Raw genomic sequence first — 16879 nt, 5'->3', positions numbered from 1 at the left:
TCAGGACGCCTGGCGCAGCGGCAGCACGGCTTCGAGCCGACTCCGTACGCCGGGCAGCCGGTCGACCAGCTCGAGGAACCGGTGTCGGGCGATCACGAGCACCAGCGCGTCCGAGGTCACCACGACGGTGGCAGACCGCGGGCGTCCGGTGAGCAGCGCGATCTCTCCGACGAAGTCGCCCGGTCCGAGCTCGGCCACCTTCTCGCCGTGCTTGTAGACGTCGGCTGAGCCCGATGCGAGGACGACGAACTCCTGGCCCTGCGCACCCTCGGTGGTCAGCTTCCGTCCGGGCTTCAGGCTGAGCTCGTCCGCGATCGCGGCGACGTCCTTGAGCTCGTCGGAGGAACAGGCTTCGAACAGAGGAAGGGTTCGGAGCAGCTCCTGCTTGGGGTCACGGTGGATTCCGATCATGACAACACCTCCATACTCACGGTATGTGACCGTTCAAGCATGCCCCGCGTAGATGACCGGGAGATGTCGGCGAGATCACGCGAGAACATCAGCTGGAGGAGTACAGGTCGGGCGCCAGCCGGCACCAGCTCGCCTCGGAGGCGGGGCGCACGTCGACTGCCGTGCCGTCGTCCAAGTCCGTGAAGAGAACCTCGAGGACCGCCACGCCGCCGCGGGTGCTGACCGACGCCGGGGCATCGGGCCTGCTCCACCGCAGCTGCCAGGTGCGGTCCTGATCGTCTTCGATCCGCAGTGTTCCCCTCGTGGGGTCACCCGCCCGAATGCTGAAGCTGACCTGCGCAGTGCTGCAGCGCAGGTGAACCTGGTCGCTGTCGCGTGTGCCGAGTGCGAGGAGTGGCCCGGGCTCGCGAACGGCGGTGATCACCGCGGCCGCCGCGCAGAGTCCCGCGATCAGCAGCGCGATCGCGACGGGTCGACGTTCAACATCCACGTGTTGAATCGTGTCCGCGTCGCGGAGCCCGACGCATCCACCTGAAGTACCGGTTCGGAGCGTCAGGGCTTCCAGTCGGCGAGGTAGTCGGGCAGCGGAGGGTCCCCGCGCAGGTCGGGCGCGGGGATCGGCTCGCCGTACGCCGTGGCGATCGGCAGCACGCCCGCCCAGACCGGCTCGTCGAGGTCCTCGGGCGGGTCGTCGGGATCGCCGGCGCTGATCTTGACCGACCACTCCTCCAGGGGCAGCTCGAGCACCAGCGTCGCGGCGAGCTCCTTGGCGGTGGGCGGTCGCAGGGTGTCCCAGCGGCCCGGCATCCAGGCCTCGCTCATCGCGCGCAACGCGGGTACCTGGTCAGCGACCGGCGCGGCCGAGCCGCAGATCACGGCCGAGCGGTAGTGCATCGAGGACTCGAAGGCGGAGCGAGCCAGCACCATGCCGTCGAGCAGGGTCAACGTGACGCAGACCGGCACCCCGGTCGCGAGCACGCGCATCATCCGGCTGCCGGTCGACCCGTGCAGGAGCAGGCGGTCGCCGTCGCGCGCGCAGGCGGTCGGGATGTTGACCGGCGCACCGTCGTGGACGAACGCCACGTGCGCGACCCTGGCTGCGTCGAGGACGGCGTCGAGGTCCGCGCGCGTCGTCGCTGCTTTCTCCGGGAGTCGCCGGATCCGGGTGCGGTCGTCAGTCACCCCTGGATTCTGTCCCACCGGGTTTCGACAGGCGCGCCGAACGAACCGGCCGACCCCGTCTCGCGCGCGGAAAACCCTTCCGGAGGGCCGTTCGGGCGTTGGTAGCGTCATGCCATGCACGCCAGCCAGCTCACTGCCGCCGATGCCCTTGCGCAGGTGACGGGCGAGCAGGCGTGGGCGGTCATCCGGTTGCGTGACAGCGACACGGTGACGCTCGTCGGAGGTCCGCTGGTCGCGACCGAGCGCCTGGCAGACATCCCGGTCGGGGACGGCCTTCCCGAGGCAGGCCGCCGGTTCGACACCCTGGTCGCGGTTCCGTTCCGCCAGGTCGCCGAGCGCGGGTTCGACGTGCACGACGACGGCACCCCGCTCACGGTCGTCGACATCCGCACCGAGATCGAGGTCCCGCTCGCCGAGCTGGTCGCCGCGCTCCCCGACGTGGAGGTCGCGTTCACCGACCGCGGCGGCTTCGAGACCTCCGACGAGGAGTACGCCGGCACGGTCCGGCGCATCATCGACGACGAGATCGGCAACGGCGAGGGCGCCAACCTCGTCATCGGCCGCCACTACCGCGCGCAGCTCGCGGACTGGGGCCAGGACAAGGCCCTGACGGTGCTGCGCCGACTGCTCGAGAACGAGCGCGGCGCCTACTGGACCTACTGCTTCTGGACCGGGGAGCGGTTCCTGATCGGCGCGTCACCCGAGCGGCACGTGAGCGTGCACGGCGGCGACGTCCGGATGAACCCGATCTCCGGCACCTTCCGGCTGCGCGGTCTCGAGCCGAGCGAGCGCAAGGCGAAGCTGCTCGACTTCCTCGCCGACGAGAAGGAGATCTACGAGCTCTTCATGGTCGTCGACGAAGAGCTGAAGATGATGTGCGACATCTGCCACGAGGGTGGCCAGGTGCTCGGCCCGTTCCTCAAGCCGATGACCCACCTCGTGCACACCGAGTACCTGCTGGCCGGTCGGACCCGCTCGGACGTCCGCGACGTGCTGCGCGACTCGATGTTCGCCGCGACCGTCACCGGTGCGCCGGTCGAGAACGCCTGCAAGCTCATCAAGCAGTACGAGGCCGAAGGACGCGGCTACTACGCCGGAGCGCTGGCGCTGATCGGGCGCGACGAGACCGGTGCGCAGACCGCCGACTCTCCGATCCTGATCCGTACCGCGGACGTGTCGGCCACCGGCGCGCTCAAGGTCACCGCTGGCGCGACGCTGGTCCGTGACTCCGACCCGCACTCCGAGGTCGCCGAGACCGCGGCCAAGGCCGGCGGCATCCTGTCCGCCTTCGGGCTCGTGCCGGCCGCGACCGGGGAGCCGTCGCAGATCGAGGACCTCGCGCACGACGAGGACGTGCTGATCGCGCTGAACTCGCGCAACCAGCGGCTCTCCAAGTTCTGGCTGACCGACCAGTCCGGCGCTGCGCCCGCTCCGGTGCTGACCGGCAAGACCGTCGGCATCCTGCACGGCGAGGACGACTTCGCGAACATGCTCTGCCACGTCTTCAGCGTGCTCGGCATGAAGCCGTCGGTGATCCGGCACGAGGACTTCGTCGCCGGTGGGTTCGACGCGTTCGACGTGGCGGTGGTCGGTCCCGGCCCGGGAGACCCGCGGGACACCAGCAGCGCGAAGATCCGCACCTTCCAGGGCGCGGTCGACGAGCTGCTCGCCTCCGGCAAGCCGTTCCTCTCGGTCTGCCTCGGCCACCAGGTGCTGTGCGGAAAGCTCGGCATCCCGTTGGCGTTCAAGGACATCGTCTTCCAGGGGACGCAGTCGACCGTGTCCATCGGCGGCCGGGACGAGGCCGTCGGTTTCTACAACACGTTCGTCGGTCGGCTCGGCCCGAACGACGTGCTGCCCGACGGTGTCAGCGTCGAGACCGACCCGGCCACCGGCGACATCCACCTCGTGGCCGGGCCGCACTTCCGGGGCGTGCAGTTCCACGCGGAGTCGATCCTCACCGAGAACGGCGTTGCGCTGCTGCAGCGACTCCTGCTGGACCTGGTCGGCTGAGGCGTGCGCGTGCTCGTGGTCGACCACCACGACTCCTACACCTGGAACCTGGTGCACCTGATCGCCGGCGTGACCGGCGAGCTGCCTGACGTCATCGAGCACGACGAGCCGCGCGTCCTGGACCGGGCGCACCGCTACACCCACCTGGTGCTCTCGCCCGGTCCCGGTCACCCGACCGATGCCCGCGACTTCTCGTTGCGCCGCGACGTCTTCGAGCTCGGGCGCCCCGTCCTCGGCGTCTGCCTCGGGATGCAGGCGTTGGTCGCGATGTTCGGAGGCTGGGTCGACCGGGTCGCGCCCGCGCACGGCGAGGTCGCCCAGGTCGCGCACGACGGCACCGGGGTCTTCGCCGGCCTTCCGCAGGGCTTCGAGGCGGTCCGCTACCACTCGCTCGCCGCGACCGTCGTGCCCGATGCGCTCCGGGTCACGGCCTCAGCGGACGGCGTGGTCATGGGCGTGACCCACCGGACCCTGCCGCTGCACGGGGTGCAGTTCCACCCCGAGTCGATCCTCACCGAGTACGGCGCACCGCTGGTTGCGAACTTCCTGGGGCTCGCATGAGCGCGCTCGAGGAGTTCGTCCGGATCGCCGGCACGCACGAGCGCTGCTTCTGGCTCGACGGCGGGGGCTCGCAGTCCTGGTCCGGCAGCCGCTCGATCGTGGGTCGGCTCGAGGACGACGACGTCTCCCTGGTCTACGACCGCACGGCGGGAACCGTCACCGAGCTTCCCAGCGGTCGCGTCGTCGGCACCGACGTCTTCGCCGCGCTCCAGGACCGGCTCGACGGCGACGCCGGCACGCACTGGGTCGGCTACTTCGGGTACGCGGCGCGCCCGGACCTGCCGGCCCGATCGATGCCGGGTGTGCCGGACGCGATCTGGATGCGGGCCCGCGACGTCCAGGTGCTCGAGGGTCCGACGACGGCAGTCGGGGTCCAGGTGGAGACCGACGAGGTCGACGTACCGGGCTGGTACGCCGAGGCGTTCGGCCAGGTGCAGGAGCAGCTGCGCGCCGGCCACTCCTACGAGGTGAACCTGACCTACCGCGACCAGCAGGCCTCCGGGCGCGACCCGCTCGACATCTACACCAGCCTGCGGTCCACCAACCCCGCCCCGTACGCCGGGGTGCTGCGCCACGGTGACACCTGGTTGCTCTCGGCCTCACCCGAGCGCTTCGCCACCGTCGACCGCCACCGCCAGCTCGAGGCGCGTCCGATCAAGGGCACCACCCGCCGCGGGGCGGACGCGGTCGAGGACGCGGAGCTGCGCGACCTGCTCGCCGAGGACCCGAAGTTCCGGGCCGAGAACCTGATGATCACCGACCTGCTGCGCAACGACCTGTCCCAGGTCTGCGAGCCCGGCAGCGTCGAGGTGCCGCAGCTGATGGAGGTCGAGTCCTACGCGAGCGTGCACCAGCTGGTGACCACGGTGACCGGACGGTTGCGTCCCGAGGTCGGCACGGTCGACGCGTTGCGCGCGCTGTTCCCGGCGGGCTCGATGACCGGCGCTCCCAAGCTGCGGACCATGCAGATCATCGACGCGGTCGAGGCCGAGCCGCGTGGTGTCTATGCCGGGGCGTTCGGCTGGATCTCCGGCGACGGTCGCGCCGATCTGGGCGTGGTGATCCGTTCGCTGTTCCGCTCGGGCGAGGGCCCGTGGTGGCTGGGGACCGGCGGCGGCATCACCGTCCGGTCCAAGGTCGGCGAGGAGTGGGCCGAGACGTTGTGGAAGGCGGCAAGGCTGCGCGCCGTGCTCTGACGAGCAGCCGCTAGGAGGACCGTCCGGAGCGATCCGCCCGCCCCATGCGCGGGGACGGGACGGACCGCCCAGACCTTTCCTCCCGGGTCAGGACTGTTGGGTGTTGGCGTCCGAGCCGAGCGTCGCCTTGACCGTCTCGGTCTTGCCGTCGCGGACGTAGGTCAGCGTGACCTCGTCGCCGGGGCGGTGACCGCGGACCGTTGCGATGAGCGACTCGGAGCCGTCGACGACGTCGTCGTCGACCTTGGTGATCACGTCACCGGACTTGAGCCCGGCCTGCGCGGCGGCGCCGTCGGCCTGGACCTCGCGGACCTCGGCGCCCTGGGTGAGCTTGTTCGCCGCGACGTCGGAGACGGTGATCGCGAGACGCGCGTGGGTCGGGTCCTCGCCCTTGATGATCTGCTGGACGATCGGCAGCACCTCGTCGATCGGGATCGCGAAGCCGAGGCCGATCGAGCCGCCGGAGCTGGTGGTGCCGTCGGCGGTGCGGATCGAGGAGTTCACGCCGACGACCTGGCCGGCCATGTTCACCAGTGGGCCGCCGGAGTTGCCCGGGTTGATGGCGGCGTCGGTCTGGATCGCCGGGTAGGTGGTGCTGTCGTTCTGGGTCTGCTGCTGTTGCTGGCCGAGGCCGAACGGGTTGAGCTGCTGCTGCTCGTCGGTCGCCACCGAGACCGGCCGGTTGAGCGCCGAGACGATGCCGGTGGTGACGGTGGAGTTCAGGCCGTACGGCGATCCGACGGCGACGACGGACTGGCCGACCTTGAGGGCCGAGGAGTGTCCGATGGTGGCCGGGGTCAGGTTCTTCGCGCCCGCGGCCTTGATGACTGCCATGTCGGTGACCGGGTCGGTGCCCACGACGCTGGCCTTCACGGTGGTTCCGTCGTTGAAGCTGACGGTGATGCTGCCCCCGCCCGAGGCGAGGGACACCACGTGGTTGTTGGTCAGGATGTCGCCGTCCTTGGACAGCACGATGCCCGATCCGGACCCGGAGCCCTGGCTACCCGAGACGTTGATCTTCACCACCGAGGGCAGCACCGTCGCCGCCACCTTCTCGACCGAGCCGCTCGAGGGTGCCGCCGCGTTGGAGGCGGTCACCGGTTCGTTGCCGCTCGCCGTCGGTGTCGAGTCGTCGCCCTTCCAGGCGTCGTACCACGCGGCGCCACCGACCCCGGCTGCTCCTCCGAGGAGCAGCGCCCCGGCCAGAACTGCCGCCGTGATGCCTCCGGTCCGACGCGCGGGTGCGGTCGCAAGCGTCGAGGAGGAGGCGGGCTGTTGGTACAGCGGCAGCGGCTGGGTGAACCCGATCGCGGTGTCCTCGTCGGAGGCAACCGGGGGCGGTGGTGTGACGGACCAGGGGAACTCGGAGGCAGCGGTCGCGCTCGGGTCGTTCTCGTTGCTCTCCGGGGTGTTCTGGTCGGTCATGGCTTCGATGGTGCCGAGCGTTCCTGAGAACTCTCTTTGAGGCGCCTACGAGCGTGCCAAGACCTGCTGGGACGCCTCCGGGGGAGCGGCCTGGCCGGGCAGGCTCAGCCAGAACCCGGCGCCCCCGCCCGGTCCGGTGCCGGCTCGGACGATGCCGCCGTGCCGCTCGGCCACCGAGCGGACGATCGAGAGCCCGAGGCCCGAGCCGGGCATGCTGCGCGACTCGGCGGAGCGGTAGAACCGCTCGAAGACGTGCGGCAGGTCCTTGGCCGAGATCCCCGGCCCGTGGTCGGCGACCATCAACGTGCCCTGGCTCAGGGTCACGATCACGGTCTCGCCCGCCGGGCTCCACTTGGCGGCGTTGTCCAGCAGGTTGGTGATCGCGCGCTCGAGCGAGTCGGCATCGCCGGTCACCCACCAGGGGGTGGTGCGCACGTCGAAGTCGATGTCGGCTCGCCGCCGGACGCGGGCGATGGCCTGCTCCAGGATCGCGGTCAGCTCGACCGGTTCGACGGTGGGCGAGACCGGCTCGTCACGGGCGAGCTCGACGAGGTCGCCGATGAGGGTGGTCATCTCGCCGATCTGGGCACGGACGTCGTCGAGGAGCTCGGCTCGGCTCTCGGGGGACAACCCCGTGCTGGCGTCGGCCTGGACGAGCAGGTCGAGGTTGGTGCGCAGCGAGGTCAGCGGGGTCCGCAGCTCGTGGCCGGCGTCCGCGACCAGCTGGCGCTGCCGGTGCTGGGAGGCGGACAGGGCGCGCAGCATCTCGTTGAACGACTGCGCCAACCGGGCGACCTCGTCGCTGCCCTCGATCGGGATCGGGTCGAGCCGCTGGGTCCGGGCGATGTCCTCCACCGCGGAGGTGAGCCGGCGCACCGGGCGCAGGCCGTTGCGGGCCACGCCCCACCCGGCGAGGCCGGCCGTGATCATCCCCGCGACGCCGAAGAGCAGCATCACCAGACCGAGCCGGTCCAGCAGCCGGTCGGTCGACTCCATCGACTGGGCCAGGACGACCGCCTGGCCGTCGCCGGCCTGGACGGCGACCATGCGCCAGCGCTGACCGTTCCAGTAGACGGTGCGGGCGGAGTCGGTCTTGGTACCCCGCGCGACCGCCACCTCGTGCTGGCCGACGTTGATGGCCGACTTCCCGCCCGGGCTGAAGGAGAGGTACGAGAGCGGCGAGGTGTTGGCGTTGATGAGGACGATGTTGACGTTCGCCGCACCGAGGGCCCAGGTGGGGACCTGCTGCTGCACCAGCGCGCTCAAGCTGTTGGTGCTGGCCACCTGGTTGGCGCGGGTCTTCAGCGACTCGTCGAGCGATCCGACGGCCTGGGTCCGGACCGTCGCGTACGCCGCGAAGGCGACCACGCTGACGGCGAAGCCGACCGCGATCGTGGTCAGCAGGGTGACCCGGCTGGCCAGGGAGCGGCGGTAGTGCAAGCCGCCCCACGGGCTGCTCACGTGGGCTCTTCCCGCAGCACGTAGCCGACGCCGCGCACGGTGTGCAGCAGGCGCGGCTCGCCCTCGGCCTCGGTCTTGCGACGCAGGTAGCCGACGTAGACCTCGAGGCTGTTCGCGGTGGTCGGGAAGTCGAAGCCCCACACCTCCTCGAGGATGAAGGAGCGCTCGAGCACCCGCCGCGGTCGGCGGATGAACAGCTCCAGCAGGCTGAACTCGGTGCGGGTCAGCGTCATCGCGCGATCACCGCGCTTCACCTCGCGCGAGGCCAGGTCCATGCTCAGGTCGGCGAACTCGAGGCGCTCGTCGTGCTCCTCGTCCGGACCCGGCCCGATCCGGCGCAGCAGCGCGCGCAGCCGGGCGAGCAGCTCGTCCAGGGCGAACGGCTTGGTCAGGTAGTCGTCGGCGCCGGCGTCCAGACCCTCGACCCGGTCACCGACGGCGTCGCGGGCGGTGAGCACCAGGATCGGGACGTGGTTGCCGACCGAGCGCAGCGCGCGGGTGGTCTCGATCCCGTCGAGCCGCGGCATCATCACGTCCATCACCACGGCGTCCGGATTGATGGTGCTGATCCCGGCGAGTGCCTCGGCACCGTCGCCGGCCAGCGACACCGCGTAGCCGTTGAACTCCAGGGAACGGCGCAGCGACTCACGCACGGCGCGGTCGTCGTCGACGACGAGGATGTGCTGCTTGGTCTCGGAGCTCACGGTCCAAGAGTGCCATCGGGGGCTGAATGCATGCTGAGACGCCCGCCTCAGAGCAGCTTGCGCGCGGCGTCGCCGGCGAGCGCTCCGTAGCGGCCGCCGAACATCGCGGCGTGCACCAGCAGCGGGAACAGCTGGTGCAGCGGCTGGCGCTGCTCCCAGCCCTCGGCCAGCGGGTGCTCCTCGGCGTACGCCGCCAGGACCCGGCCGAGCTGGGGAAGGCCGAACAGGGTGAGCATGGCCAGATCGGTCTCGCGGTGCCCGCCGTGCGCGGCGGGGTCGACCAGGACGGCGGACCGGTCGGCGTTCCACACCAGGTTGCCGGACCAGAGGTCGCCGTGGATCCGGGCAGGGGGTTCGGCGGGGCCGGCCAGGTCGACGATGCGCCGGACCACGTTCTCCACGGCCTCGGCGTCCTGCGCCTCGATGTGACCGCGGTCCACCCCGAGGCGCAGGTAGGGCAGCACCCGACGTACGGCGAAGAACTCGGGCCAGGTCTCCGTCGGCTTGTTGGGGAGCGGGAGGGCGCCGATGAAGCCGTCGTTCTCGGCACCGAAGCCGGGGGCGCCGCTGGCGTGCAGCCGGGCCAGCATCCGTCCGAGCTCGGCCGCGGCCTCCGGGTTCGGGCGGGACGGCTCGACCCAGGCGAGCACCAGGCAGTCGGCCTGGACGCCGAGCACCTCGACCACCTCGGCGACTCCGGGTTCGGCGAGCCAGCGCAGGGCCTGCGCCTCGGCCTCGAAGAACCCGTCCGGGGCGTGCGACCGGGTCTTGATCAGCGCGGAGCGTCCGTCGGACAGGCGCAGCCGCGTCGAGGTGCAGGTGTCACCCCCGGCGACCGGGGAGGTCGACACCACCGCGGAGCCGAGCAGGTGCTCGGCCCGCTCCGCAAGGGTGCGCATCCGGGCCATGCCCCATCCTGTTCCTCCGCACCTGATGCTGGAAAGGGTCAGGTGCGCCGGGCGTCCGGTCCGTCTGGACCGGTGAGGTGCGCGACGATGCCGTCGCAGGTGCGCTCGACGATCTCCAGGACGGTGTCGAAACCCTGCGGACCGCCGTACCAGGGATCCGGTACGTCGGGCACCGCAGCGCCCGCTCCGACCTCGGGGTCGAAGGTGCGGAACATCAGCACGCGGTCCTGCCGGTCGGTCGGGAGCTGCGCCAGCACCTCGCTGTGGTTGTGCCGGTCCATGGTCAGGATCAGGTCGTGGTCGAACCACGAGGCGTCGAAGTGCCGGGCGCGGTGCCGACTCGGGTCGTAGCCGGCAGCAGTCAGCACCGCAGCGCTGCGCGCGTCCATCTCCTCGCCGAGGTGCCAGGTCCCGGTCCCGCAGCTCTCGGCGACGACGTCGTCCAGGCCGGCATCGGCGAGCTTGGCGTTCAGAACCACGTCGGCCGTGGGCGATCGACAGATGTTGCCGAGGCAGACGAGCGCGACCCTCACTTCGGGTCGGGCAGGATCGCCGCTGCGATCATCGACGCGATCGAGATCACGATGCTGCCGAAGACGTAGGTCCAGAACCCGCCGGCGACGTGGAAGTGCAGGTTGAAGGTGTCGGCCACCTTGCTGGTCAGCAGCAGCATCAGCGCGTTGGTGACGAACAGCATCAGGCCGAGGCTGAGCACGATCAGCGGGAGCGAGAGCAGGTTCACCACCGGTCGGACCACCGAGTTGATGACGCCGAGGATGAGCCCGACGATCAGCAGCGTGACGACCTTGTCGGTGCGGGTGTCGGCACCGGCCAGGGAGATGTCGTCGAAGAACCACACGGCGGCACCGACGCCGAGAGCGTTGATGGCGAGCCAGATCACGAACCTCATGGCGCGAGCCTACGGGTCGACAGACTCGAGCAGCGATCGCTCCGCGCCGGCGAGGTGCTCGACCAGGCTCGCGCGGGCCTCGGTGAGCCGGCCGGCCTCGAGGAGCTCGAGCAGGTCGCTGTGCGCGTGCGCCTGCTCCCGGGTGTTGCCGCGGGCCCGGTCGAGGTGGGCGAGGGCCAGCCGGATCTCGGCGTACAGGGTTTCCGACATCGCGATCAGCCTCGGCGACCCGGTCAAGGCGGTGAGCGACCGGTGGATCTCGAGGTGCGCGGCCGTCAGCTCCTGCGCACTGGCCTTCGTGCGGACCAGGCGGCCGTAGGCGGCGTTCGCTGCCCGGACCACGTCGCGGGCCTCGTCGCTCGCGTCGGCCCAGCCGTCCACGCCGGCGGTCTCCAGCACCAGGCGGGCCCGGCAGATGTCGCGGATGCCGTCCGCGGTGAGGGCGTGCACCGAGGTGCCCTTGTTCGGGATCCGGTCGACGAGCCCGTCGGCGACCAGCATCCCTACCGCCTCGCGGACGGTCGAGCGGGAGACGCCGAGCGAGCCTGCGAGCGCGACCTCGCGCAGCGGAGTCCCGGGCTCCAGGTCGCCCTCGAACAGGGCGCGGCGCAGCTCCTCGACGACCCGGTCGACGGTGCTGACCGGTTCGACGCTGAGCGTCTCGAACGACGGGGAGTCAGGCATCCCGAAGATTGTCGGACAAAATTTTGCGAAATGCGCGTTCGTGACACACACTGAGATTGTCCGACAATCAGTCAATCTGGGGAGGGTGGCATGGGACAGACGCTCGACTGGGGGAAGCGGTACCTGATGGTCGCCCCCGACCACTTCCGGGTCGACTACGAGATCAACCCGTTCATGCACCTGGCCGACCAGCCGGACCCGGCTGCCACCCGCGCCGAGTGGGACGCGATCGCCGCCGCGATCACCGCCGCCGGCGGCGAGGTCGAGGTGCTGCCGCAGCGCGCGGACGCGCCGGACATGGTCTACGCGATGAACCTCGGCTTCGCGCTGGAGGGACCCGTTGGTCCGGAGGTCGTGCTGTCGCACATGCGCTTCCCGCAGCGCCGGATGGAGACCGAGACGGCCGAGGCCTGGTTCGGCGAGCACGGCGCCACGGTCCGCCGGATCGGCGCCCAGGGTGTCGGTGCGCACTTCGAGGCCGGCGACGCCTTCGCCTGGCGCGGCGACCTGGTCGTCGGCTACGGCCCGCGCACCGACCGGCTCGCGCTGAAGCACCTGGCGATCGACCTCGATGTGCGCGTGCACGGCCTGCACACGGTGCACCCCGGGATGTACCACCTGGACCTCGCCTTCTGCCCGCTCGACTCCGAGCGCGCACTGGTGTGCCCCTCGGCGCTCGACGAGAACTCGGCGTCGCGGTTGCTCGACCTCGTGCCGGAGCCGTTGGTGCTCAGCGAGGCCGAGGCGATGACGTTCTGCGCGAACTCGGTCGTCGTCGGCAGCACGGTGATCATGCCGGCCTGCCCGGACCGGGTCCGGGCACGCCTGGAGGCCTGGGGCTTCGAGGTCGTCGTGGTGCCGGTGCCGGAGTTCGTCAAGGGTGGCGGCGCGATCCGCTGCCTGACCAACCCGCTGGACGTCACCCTCGGTCGCGACCTGGTCACCGGTCGGGGCCAGGTTCTGGTCGGCTAGGTGATGAGGGGCGGTTCGTCGTGATCCAGACGTGCCGCCTGCGCGAGCAGGATGCCTGCCACCACGGCGACGCAGCCGATCACCGCGACCACTCCGAGCGACTCCCCGAACCACGCCCAGCCGAGGGCGGAGACGCCGATCGGCTCCATCATCGCGATCACCGTGACCGTGGTGGCGCGGACGAAGGACAGCGCGAACAGCTCGGCGAAGAACGGCACCACCGTGCCCAGCACCACCACCCAGGTGAGGACCAGCCAGAGGGGCACCCGGTGCTCGGAGAGGTGGCCGAGCAGCGAGACCCGGTCGTCGAGCAGGCCGGTGTCGAAGCCGGTCAGCGGGTTGACGGCGTTGAGGGCGACGGCGGCCACCAGGAACGACCACAGGATCATCCGCAGCGGGTCGTACTGGGAGACCCCCGCCTCGCCGATGAGGAAGTAGCCGGCGAAGCAGACCGCGGCCGCGAGTCCGGCGACCACGCCGAGGCCGTCGAACTTGGTGCCGTTCCAGACCTCGGTCGCGGCTGCCAGGCCGACCACGGCGAGCACCAGGCCGAACCACAGCCGCGAGCTCACCTGCTCCTTCTGGACGAACCGCGCCCACAGCGCGACCAGGATCGGGGCCTGGTACTCCAGCAGCAGCGCCATCCCGACCGGCAGCCGGTCGATCGCGACGAAGTAGGTCCACTGCAGGGCCGCGACGCCGATCAGTCCGTGCGCCACGACCAGGCCGAGCAACCGCCCCGACGGCGGACGCAGCGCGCTGCGCCGGAACAGCGCCGCGACGACCAGCAGCACCGCGAAGGTCATCGTCACCCGGATCGTGGTCAGCATCGACGGGTCGACGCCGTGGCGCAGCGCAACCCGCGAGACCCCCGCGTTCACGATGAAGCAGGACGCTCCGAGGACGACCAGGCCGACGCCGAGGGCCGAGGAGCGGGAACGCACCCGTGCACTCTACGTAAGGTGAACGGATGAGCACCTCGGAGCCGCAGTCCCTGCCCACCCCGCGAGCCGAGGTGACCGCGATGCCGGCGTACGTGCCGGGCCGGCCGCCGGTGCCGCGCGACGACGTGATCACCTACAAGCTGTCGTCGAACGAGAACCCCTACCCGCCGCTCCCCGGCGTGCTCGAGGCCGCCGCACGTGCCTGCGCGGTGATGAACCGCTACCCCGACATGGGCTCGGTCGAGCTGCGCACCGCACTGGCCACCAAGCTCGGGGTCGAGCTCGACCAGGTCGCTGTCGGCACCGGGAGCGTCGCGATCCTCTACCACCTGCTCCAGGCGTTCTGCGAGCCCGGCGACGAGGTGGTGCTCGCCTGGCGCTCGTTCGAGGCGTACCCGATCGCGATCACGGTGGCGGGGGCCACCGGCGTCGAGGTGCCGCTGACCGCCGACGGCCGGCACGATCTGCCGGCGATGGCGGCCGCGGTCACCGAGCGCACCCGGGTGGTGCTGCTCTGCACCCCGAACAACCCGACCGGTCCGGCGCTGACCCGGAGCGAGGTGGAGGCGTTCCTGGCGGCGGTCCGCAGCGACGTCGTGGTGGTCATCGACGAGGCGTACCTGGAGTTCGTGCGGAGCGCCGACCCGGTCGACGGTGTCGGCCTGGCCACGAGCCGGGGCAACGTGGTGGTGATGCGGACCTTCGCCAAGGCCTACGGTCTGGCCGGGCTGCGGGTCGGGTACCTCGTCGGTCCCGCGCCGATCGCCGAAGCGGTGCGGGCGTGCTCGCTGCCCTTCGGGGTCTCGTCGCTGGCGCAGGCAGCAGCCGTGGCGAGCCTGGACGCCGAGGTCGAGCTCTTCGAACGCGTCGCCTCGATCGTCGCGGAGCGTGACCGGGTGGTCGCCGGCCTCGCCGATGCGGGGTGGACCGTGCCCGAGGCCCAGGGCAACTTCGTCTGGTTCGAGCTCGGCGACCGGACCGCTGAATTCGTCGCCGCAGCCGAGGAGGCCGGCATCGTGGTGCGCCCGTTCGCCGGCGAGGGCGTGCGGGTCTCGATCGGCGAGCCGGACGCGAACGACGTGCTCCTCAAGGTGGCGGCGGCCCTGCACCCGTCAAGACACGGGTCGGGGGATTCGACCCCCTGATCCCGCTTCGACCGATTGGCCGATACCGGTGTTACCGATGGGACCGTGCGCGGACTAGCCCGCTGCTGGGCCTTCGGCCGCGTTGCTTGCCGGGGCCGGTCGCGCGGAGTCGAATTGATCCCACAACGCCGGAGCCAACCCCCAGAACGCTGGCGCGGGCGACCCGTACCAACCCCCCCTGGTGCGACGCCGACACCACCTGAGCCAGCGGCGGCTTCGGAAGGCGCGTGCCCGAGGAGCTCCCGAACCCCCGGGCACGCGCCGCCGTGCCTTCCCGGTGGCCGGTGGTCAGGAACGGGTGACGGCCGGCAGCGTCAGCGTGAACACCGACCCGCCGCCGGGCGCGTCGGCGTACGAGACCGAACCGCCCTGCGCCTCGGCGAGGGTCCGGACCACGTGCAGGCCGAGTCCGGTGCCGGCCGCGACCGTGCCGCTGGCCCGGCTGAACTCGCGGAACAGCTGCGCCCGGAACTGCTCGGGTACGCCGACCCCGTCGTCCTCGACGTCGATGCACAGCTGCTCGGGGTGGCTGTCGCACGGACGGGTCCGCAGCACGATCGGCGGACGTCCGTACTTGTGCGCGTTGCTGAGCAGGTTGCCGATCATCTGCTCGAGACGGAGCGGGTCGGCGATCACCTGGCGCGAGTCCGCGACGTCGACGGTCACGCTGCCGGGGTAGCGGTCCTGGACCAGGGTCTCCATCAGCGCCACCGGGTCGAGGTTGTGCGGCTCGACGCGGAGGGTGCCGCGCTGGATCTGCGCGGCGGTCAGCAGGTCCGCGGTGATCGAGTCGAGCATCCGCGACTGGCGGGCGACCGACGACATCAACCGGGCCTGCTGGGCGGCGTCCAGGTCGCCCTCCTCGGCATCGGTCAACGTCTCGGCGACGGCGCAGAGCACCGCGACCGGTCCGCGGATCTCGTGCGCCGTGGTCGCGATCGCGCTGCGCAGCTTGCCGACCTCGTCGGTGATCGCGCGCAGGTAGATGACGAGCGAGCTCCCGCTGTGCCGCAACGTCACCTGGACCGGCTCGGCGCCCGACGTCGCCTCGAACTCGATGTCGCCGCGCAACCGGTTCTCCGCGATCGTCGTGGCCAGCTCCGGCGCGACGTCCTGGAGCGGCGTGCCCGGGTAGAGCGGGTGCACCTCGACGAGCTTCTGCGCGGCCGGATTCAGCCGCACGATCCGGTACGGCCGCTCGGCGCTGACCTCGATGATCCCGAACGGCGCGAGGGCCAGGGCGTCCCACCGCGCCGGTTCCTCGGGCATCGGGTCGCGCTGTCCGGGGACGTGGTTGACCGCGCCGAAGCCGTGCTGCTGCTCGTCCCAGCCCTCGGGGCGGTTGCCGGTCCGGGGAGCCGGATTGATCGAGCGCCCCTCGACGATGTCACGGATGTGGTCGAGGATCCGGCCGAGCGAAGCGCCCTTCTGGAGGTAGCCGTCGGCGCCGACCTCGAGGGCGCGCTCGGCCATCTGGGTCGCCCCGAAGCCGGAGAGCACGATGATGCGGGCGTGCGGTGCGAGGGCCCGGATGTGCGGCAGCGCCTCCAGCCCGTCCATCACCGGCATCGAGAGGTCGAGCAGGATGACGTCCGGTCGGCCGATGCGGACCGCCTCGATCCCGGCGCGCCCGTCGCCGGCCTCGCCGACCACGCGCATGCCGCCCCGGACCAGGGCGAGCCGGAGCAGCTCGCGCAGGTCCGCGGTGTCGTCGACGATGACGACCCGGAGCGGCTTGGGCTCGGGTTCGGCGCTCACGTGACCTCGCTCTGGTCGTCCTGCGGCTCGCGCTCGATCTCGGCCGGCATGCTGCGGACCAGCTCGATGCCCTCCTGGCTGTTGCCGAGCAGGTCGGTGATGATCCGGCTCGCGGCCGAGATCGAGGAGGTCAGCGCCTCCTGCGAACGATCGGGCTGGTTGAGGTCGAGAGCCATCTTCGCGACGACCAGACCCTGCAGGACGGTGTCGTTGAGCTCGAGCGCCTGCTGCTCGCGGGCGCGCAGGTCCTCGAACAGCTGGGCGCCGTGCATCAGCGAGGAGTAGTTGCGCCGCAGGGTCCAGTAGTAGACCGCGACCAGAGCGCCGACCACGTCCCAGGTGGCCAGGGGCCAGCCCCACGCTTCCCGCATCGCCAGGCCCTGCGCGTCGGTGAACCCGAGCGAGGGCAACAGCATGTGCAGGGCGTGTGCGCCGTGGTGGACCGAGCAGGTGAAGAAGATCGCGCCGGTCGCGGCGCCGAGCGGGTTGGTGCGCAGCTGGTGGCTGCGTGCCAGCGGGACGACGATCGCGAGGGTGATCAGCAGGTACGCGAGCATGATCACCGCGTTGCCGATCAGACCGACTTGCCAGGACTCCATCGCGGG

General features: G+C 71.1%; 18 protein-coding genes. 5 read left to right on the top strand and 13 right to left on the bottom strand.

Annotated features, from left to right (window positions below; genetic code table 11):
• The 3 genes from EFL95_RS17380 to EFL95_RS17370 form a co-directional block, all read right to left on the bottom strand.
• Complete coding sequence (locus EFL95_RS17380) at nucleotides 1-411, bottom strand: cyclic nucleotide-binding domain-containing protein (protein WP_123235351.1); 411 nt, start codon at nucleotides 409-411, stop codon at nucleotides 1-3.
• Between the two features lie 88 nt (nucleotides 412-499).
• Nucleotides 500-901, bottom strand: a complete 402-nt coding sequence (locus tag EFL95_RS17375; RefSeq protein ID WP_123235350.1) for a hypothetical protein — start codon at nucleotides 899-901, stop codon at nucleotides 500-502.
• A gap of 62 nt (nucleotides 902-963) precedes the next feature.
• Complete coding sequence (locus EFL95_RS17370) at nucleotides 964-1593, bottom strand: pyridoxamine 5'-phosphate oxidase family protein (RefSeq protein WP_221176483.1); 630 nt, start codon at nucleotides 1591-1593, stop codon at nucleotides 964-966.
• Nucleotides 1594-1707: 114 nt separating this feature from the next.
• Here EFL95_RS17370 and EFL95_RS17365 point away from each other — a divergent pair, with 114 nt between their 5' ends.
• From EFL95_RS17365 to EFL95_RS17355, 3 genes are read left to right on the top strand one after another with little or no spacing between them, the layout of a single operon-like run.
• Complete coding sequence (locus tag EFL95_RS17365) at nucleotides 1708-3606, top strand: chorismate-binding protein (protein ID WP_123235348.1); 1899 nt, start codon at nucleotides 1708-1710, stop codon at nucleotides 3604-3606.
• Between the two features lie 3 nt (nucleotides 3607-3609).
• The gene (locus tag EFL95_RS17360) at nucleotides 3610-4167 is read left to right on the top strand and encodes an anthranilate synthase component II (protein WP_123235347.1); all 558 of its coding nucleotides are present in this window, start codon (nucleotides 3610-3612) and stop codon (nucleotides 4165-4167) included.
• Nucleotides 4164-5363, top strand: a complete 1200-nt coding sequence (locus EFL95_RS17355) for an anthranilate synthase component I family protein (RefSeq protein WP_123235346.1) — start codon at nucleotides 4164-4166, stop codon at nucleotides 5361-5363. Before EFL95_RS17360 ends, EFL95_RS17355 begins: the two co-directional genes overlap by 4 nt.
• Before the next feature lie 87 nt (nucleotides 5364-5450).
• On the opposite strand, the gene EFL95_RS17350 is transcribed toward EFL95_RS17355, so the two are convergent.
• The 7 genes from EFL95_RS17350 to EFL95_RS17320 are packed head-to-tail and all read right to left on the bottom strand — an operon-like array spanning nucleotide 5451 to nucleotide 11455.
• On the bottom strand, nucleotides 5451-6788 hold the full coding sequence (locus tag EFL95_RS17350) for a S1C family serine protease (protein WP_123235345.1): 1338 nt from the start codon (nucleotides 6786-6788) through the stop codon (nucleotides 5451-5453).
• A gap of 45 nt (nucleotides 6789-6833) precedes the next feature.
• Entirely contained in the window at nucleotides 6834-8249 is a 1416-nt protein-coding gene (locus tag EFL95_RS17345; RefSeq protein WP_123235344.1) for a sensor histidine kinase, read from the bottom strand.
• Nucleotides 8246-8953 carry a response regulator transcription factor gene (locus tag EFL95_RS17340; RefSeq protein WP_281272236.1) on the bottom strand — a complete coding sequence of 236 codons (708 nt, stop codon included), beginning with the start codon at nucleotides 8951-8953 and terminating at the stop codon, nucleotides 8246-8248. Before EFL95_RS17340 ends, EFL95_RS17345 begins: the two co-directional genes overlap by 4 nt.
• 47 nt (nucleotides 8954-9000) lie before the next feature.
• Nucleotides 9001-9861 carry a fructosamine kinase family protein gene (locus EFL95_RS17335; RefSeq protein ID WP_123235343.1) on the bottom strand — a complete coding sequence of 287 codons (861 nt, stop codon included), beginning with the start codon at nucleotides 9859-9861 and terminating at the stop codon, nucleotides 9001-9003.
• A 38-nt stretch (nucleotides 9862-9899) separates the two neighbouring features.
• Nucleotides 9900-10394, bottom strand: coding sequence for a low molecular weight protein-tyrosine-phosphatase (locus tag EFL95_RS17330; RefSeq protein WP_123235342.1), 495 nt, complete (start codon nucleotides 10392-10394; stop codon nucleotides 9900-9902).
• Complete coding sequence (locus tag EFL95_RS17325) at nucleotides 10391-10771, bottom strand: phage holin family protein (protein ID WP_123235341.1); 381 nt, start codon at nucleotides 10769-10771, stop codon at nucleotides 10391-10393. Before EFL95_RS17325 ends, EFL95_RS17330 begins: the two co-directional genes overlap by 4 nt.
• 9 nt (nucleotides 10772-10780) lie before the next feature.
• A complete protein-coding gene (locus EFL95_RS17320) occupies nucleotides 10781-11455 on the bottom strand; it encodes a GntR family transcriptional regulator (RefSeq protein ID WP_123235340.1) in 675 nt (224 codons plus the stop codon).
• A 90-nt stretch (nucleotides 11456-11545) separates the two neighbouring features.
• Here EFL95_RS17320 and EFL95_RS17315 point away from each other — a divergent pair, with 90 nt between their 5' ends.
• Nucleotides 11546-12427 (top strand): dimethylarginine dimethylaminohydrolase family protein, encoded by an 882-nt coding sequence (locus tag EFL95_RS17315; protein WP_123235339.1) that lies wholly within the window; start codon nucleotides 11546-11548, stop codon nucleotides 12425-12427.
• Here the strand turns inward: EFL95_RS17315 and EFL95_RS17310 are convergent.
• Nucleotides 12424-13371 (bottom strand): EamA family transporter, encoded by a 948-nt coding sequence (locus EFL95_RS17310; protein WP_123235338.1) that lies wholly within the window; start codon nucleotides 13369-13371, stop codon nucleotides 12424-12426. The two genes, EFL95_RS17315 and EFL95_RS17310, sit on opposite strands and share 4 nt — an antisense overlap.
• Before the next feature lie 26 nt (nucleotides 13372-13397).
• On the opposite strand from EFL95_RS17310, the gene hisC reads away from it, so the two are divergent.
• A complete protein-coding gene (hisC, locus tag EFL95_RS17305) occupies nucleotides 13398-14516 on the top strand; it encodes a histidinol-phosphate transaminase (protein ID WP_123235337.1) in 1119 nt (372 codons plus the stop codon).
• 288 nt (nucleotides 14517-14804) lie between these two features.
• On the opposite strand, the gene EFL95_RS17300 is transcribed toward hisC, so the two are convergent.
• Nucleotides 14805-16274, bottom strand: a complete 1470-nt coding sequence (locus EFL95_RS17300) for an ATP-binding response regulator (protein ID WP_183407241.1) — start codon at nucleotides 16272-16274, stop codon at nucleotides 14805-14807.
• Nucleotides 16271-16873: a hypothetical protein gene (locus EFL95_RS19650; RefSeq protein WP_183407240.1), complete on the bottom strand. Its 603-nt coding sequence runs from the start codon at nucleotides 16871-16873 to the stop codon at nucleotides 16271-16273. The genes EFL95_RS17300 and EFL95_RS19650 overlap by 4 nt, the downstream gene beginning before the upstream one ends.
• Between the last annotated feature and the right edge of the window lie 6 nt (nucleotides 16874-16879).

It is taken from the genome of Nocardioides marmorisolisilvae, assembly GCF_003725775.1.
GTDB classification, from domain to species: Bacteria; Actinomycetota; Actinomycetes; order Propionibacteriales; family Nocardioidaceae; genus Marmoricola; species Marmoricola marmorisolisilvae.
This window is presented reverse-complemented; position numbering and strand designations above follow the sequence as displayed.

What these genes read in the sequence shown, in the direction of transcription:
- EFL95_RS17380 (WP_123235351.1), bottom strand. Translation starts at nt 411, where the DNA reads ATGATCGGAATCCACCGTGACCCCAAGCAGGAGCTGCTCCGAACCCTT.
- EFL95_RS17365 (WP_123235348.1), top strand. Translation starts at nt 1,708, where the DNA reads ATGCACGCCAGCCAGCTCACTGCCGCCGATGCCCTTGCGCAGGTGACG.
- EFL95_RS17355 (WP_123235346.1), top strand. Translation starts at nt 4,164, where the DNA reads ATGAGCGCGCTCGAGGAGTTCGTCCGGATCGCCGGCACGCACGAGCGC.
- EFL95_RS17350 (WP_123235345.1), bottom strand. Translation starts at nt 6,788, where the DNA reads ATGACCGACCAGAACACCCCGGAGAGCAACGAGAACGACCCGAGCGCG.
- EFL95_RS17335 (WP_123235343.1), bottom strand. Translation starts at nt 9,861, where the DNA reads ATGGCCCGGATGCGCACCCTTGCGGAGCGGGCCGAGCACCTGCTCGGC.
- EFL95_RS17325 (WP_123235341.1), bottom strand. Translation starts at nt 10,771, where the DNA reads ATGAGGTTCGTGATCTGGCTCGCCATCAACGCTCTCGGCGTCGGTGCC.
- EFL95_RS17320 (WP_123235340.1), bottom strand. Translation starts at nt 11,455, where the DNA reads ATGCCTGACTCCCCGTCGTTCGAGACGCTCAGCGTCGAACCGGTCAGC.
- EFL95_RS17315 (WP_123235339.1), top strand. Translation starts at nt 11,546, where the DNA reads ATGGGACAGACGCTCGACTGGGGGAAGCGGTACCTGATGGTCGCCCCC.
- hisC (WP_123235337.1), top strand. Translation starts at nt 13,398, where the DNA reads ATGAGCACCTCGGAGCCGCAGTCCCTGCCCACCCCGCGAGCCGAGGTG.
- EFL95_RS19650 (WP_183407240.1), bottom strand. Translation starts at nt 16,873, where the DNA reads ATGGAGTCCTGGCAAGTCGGTCTGATCGGCAACGCGGTGATCATGCTC.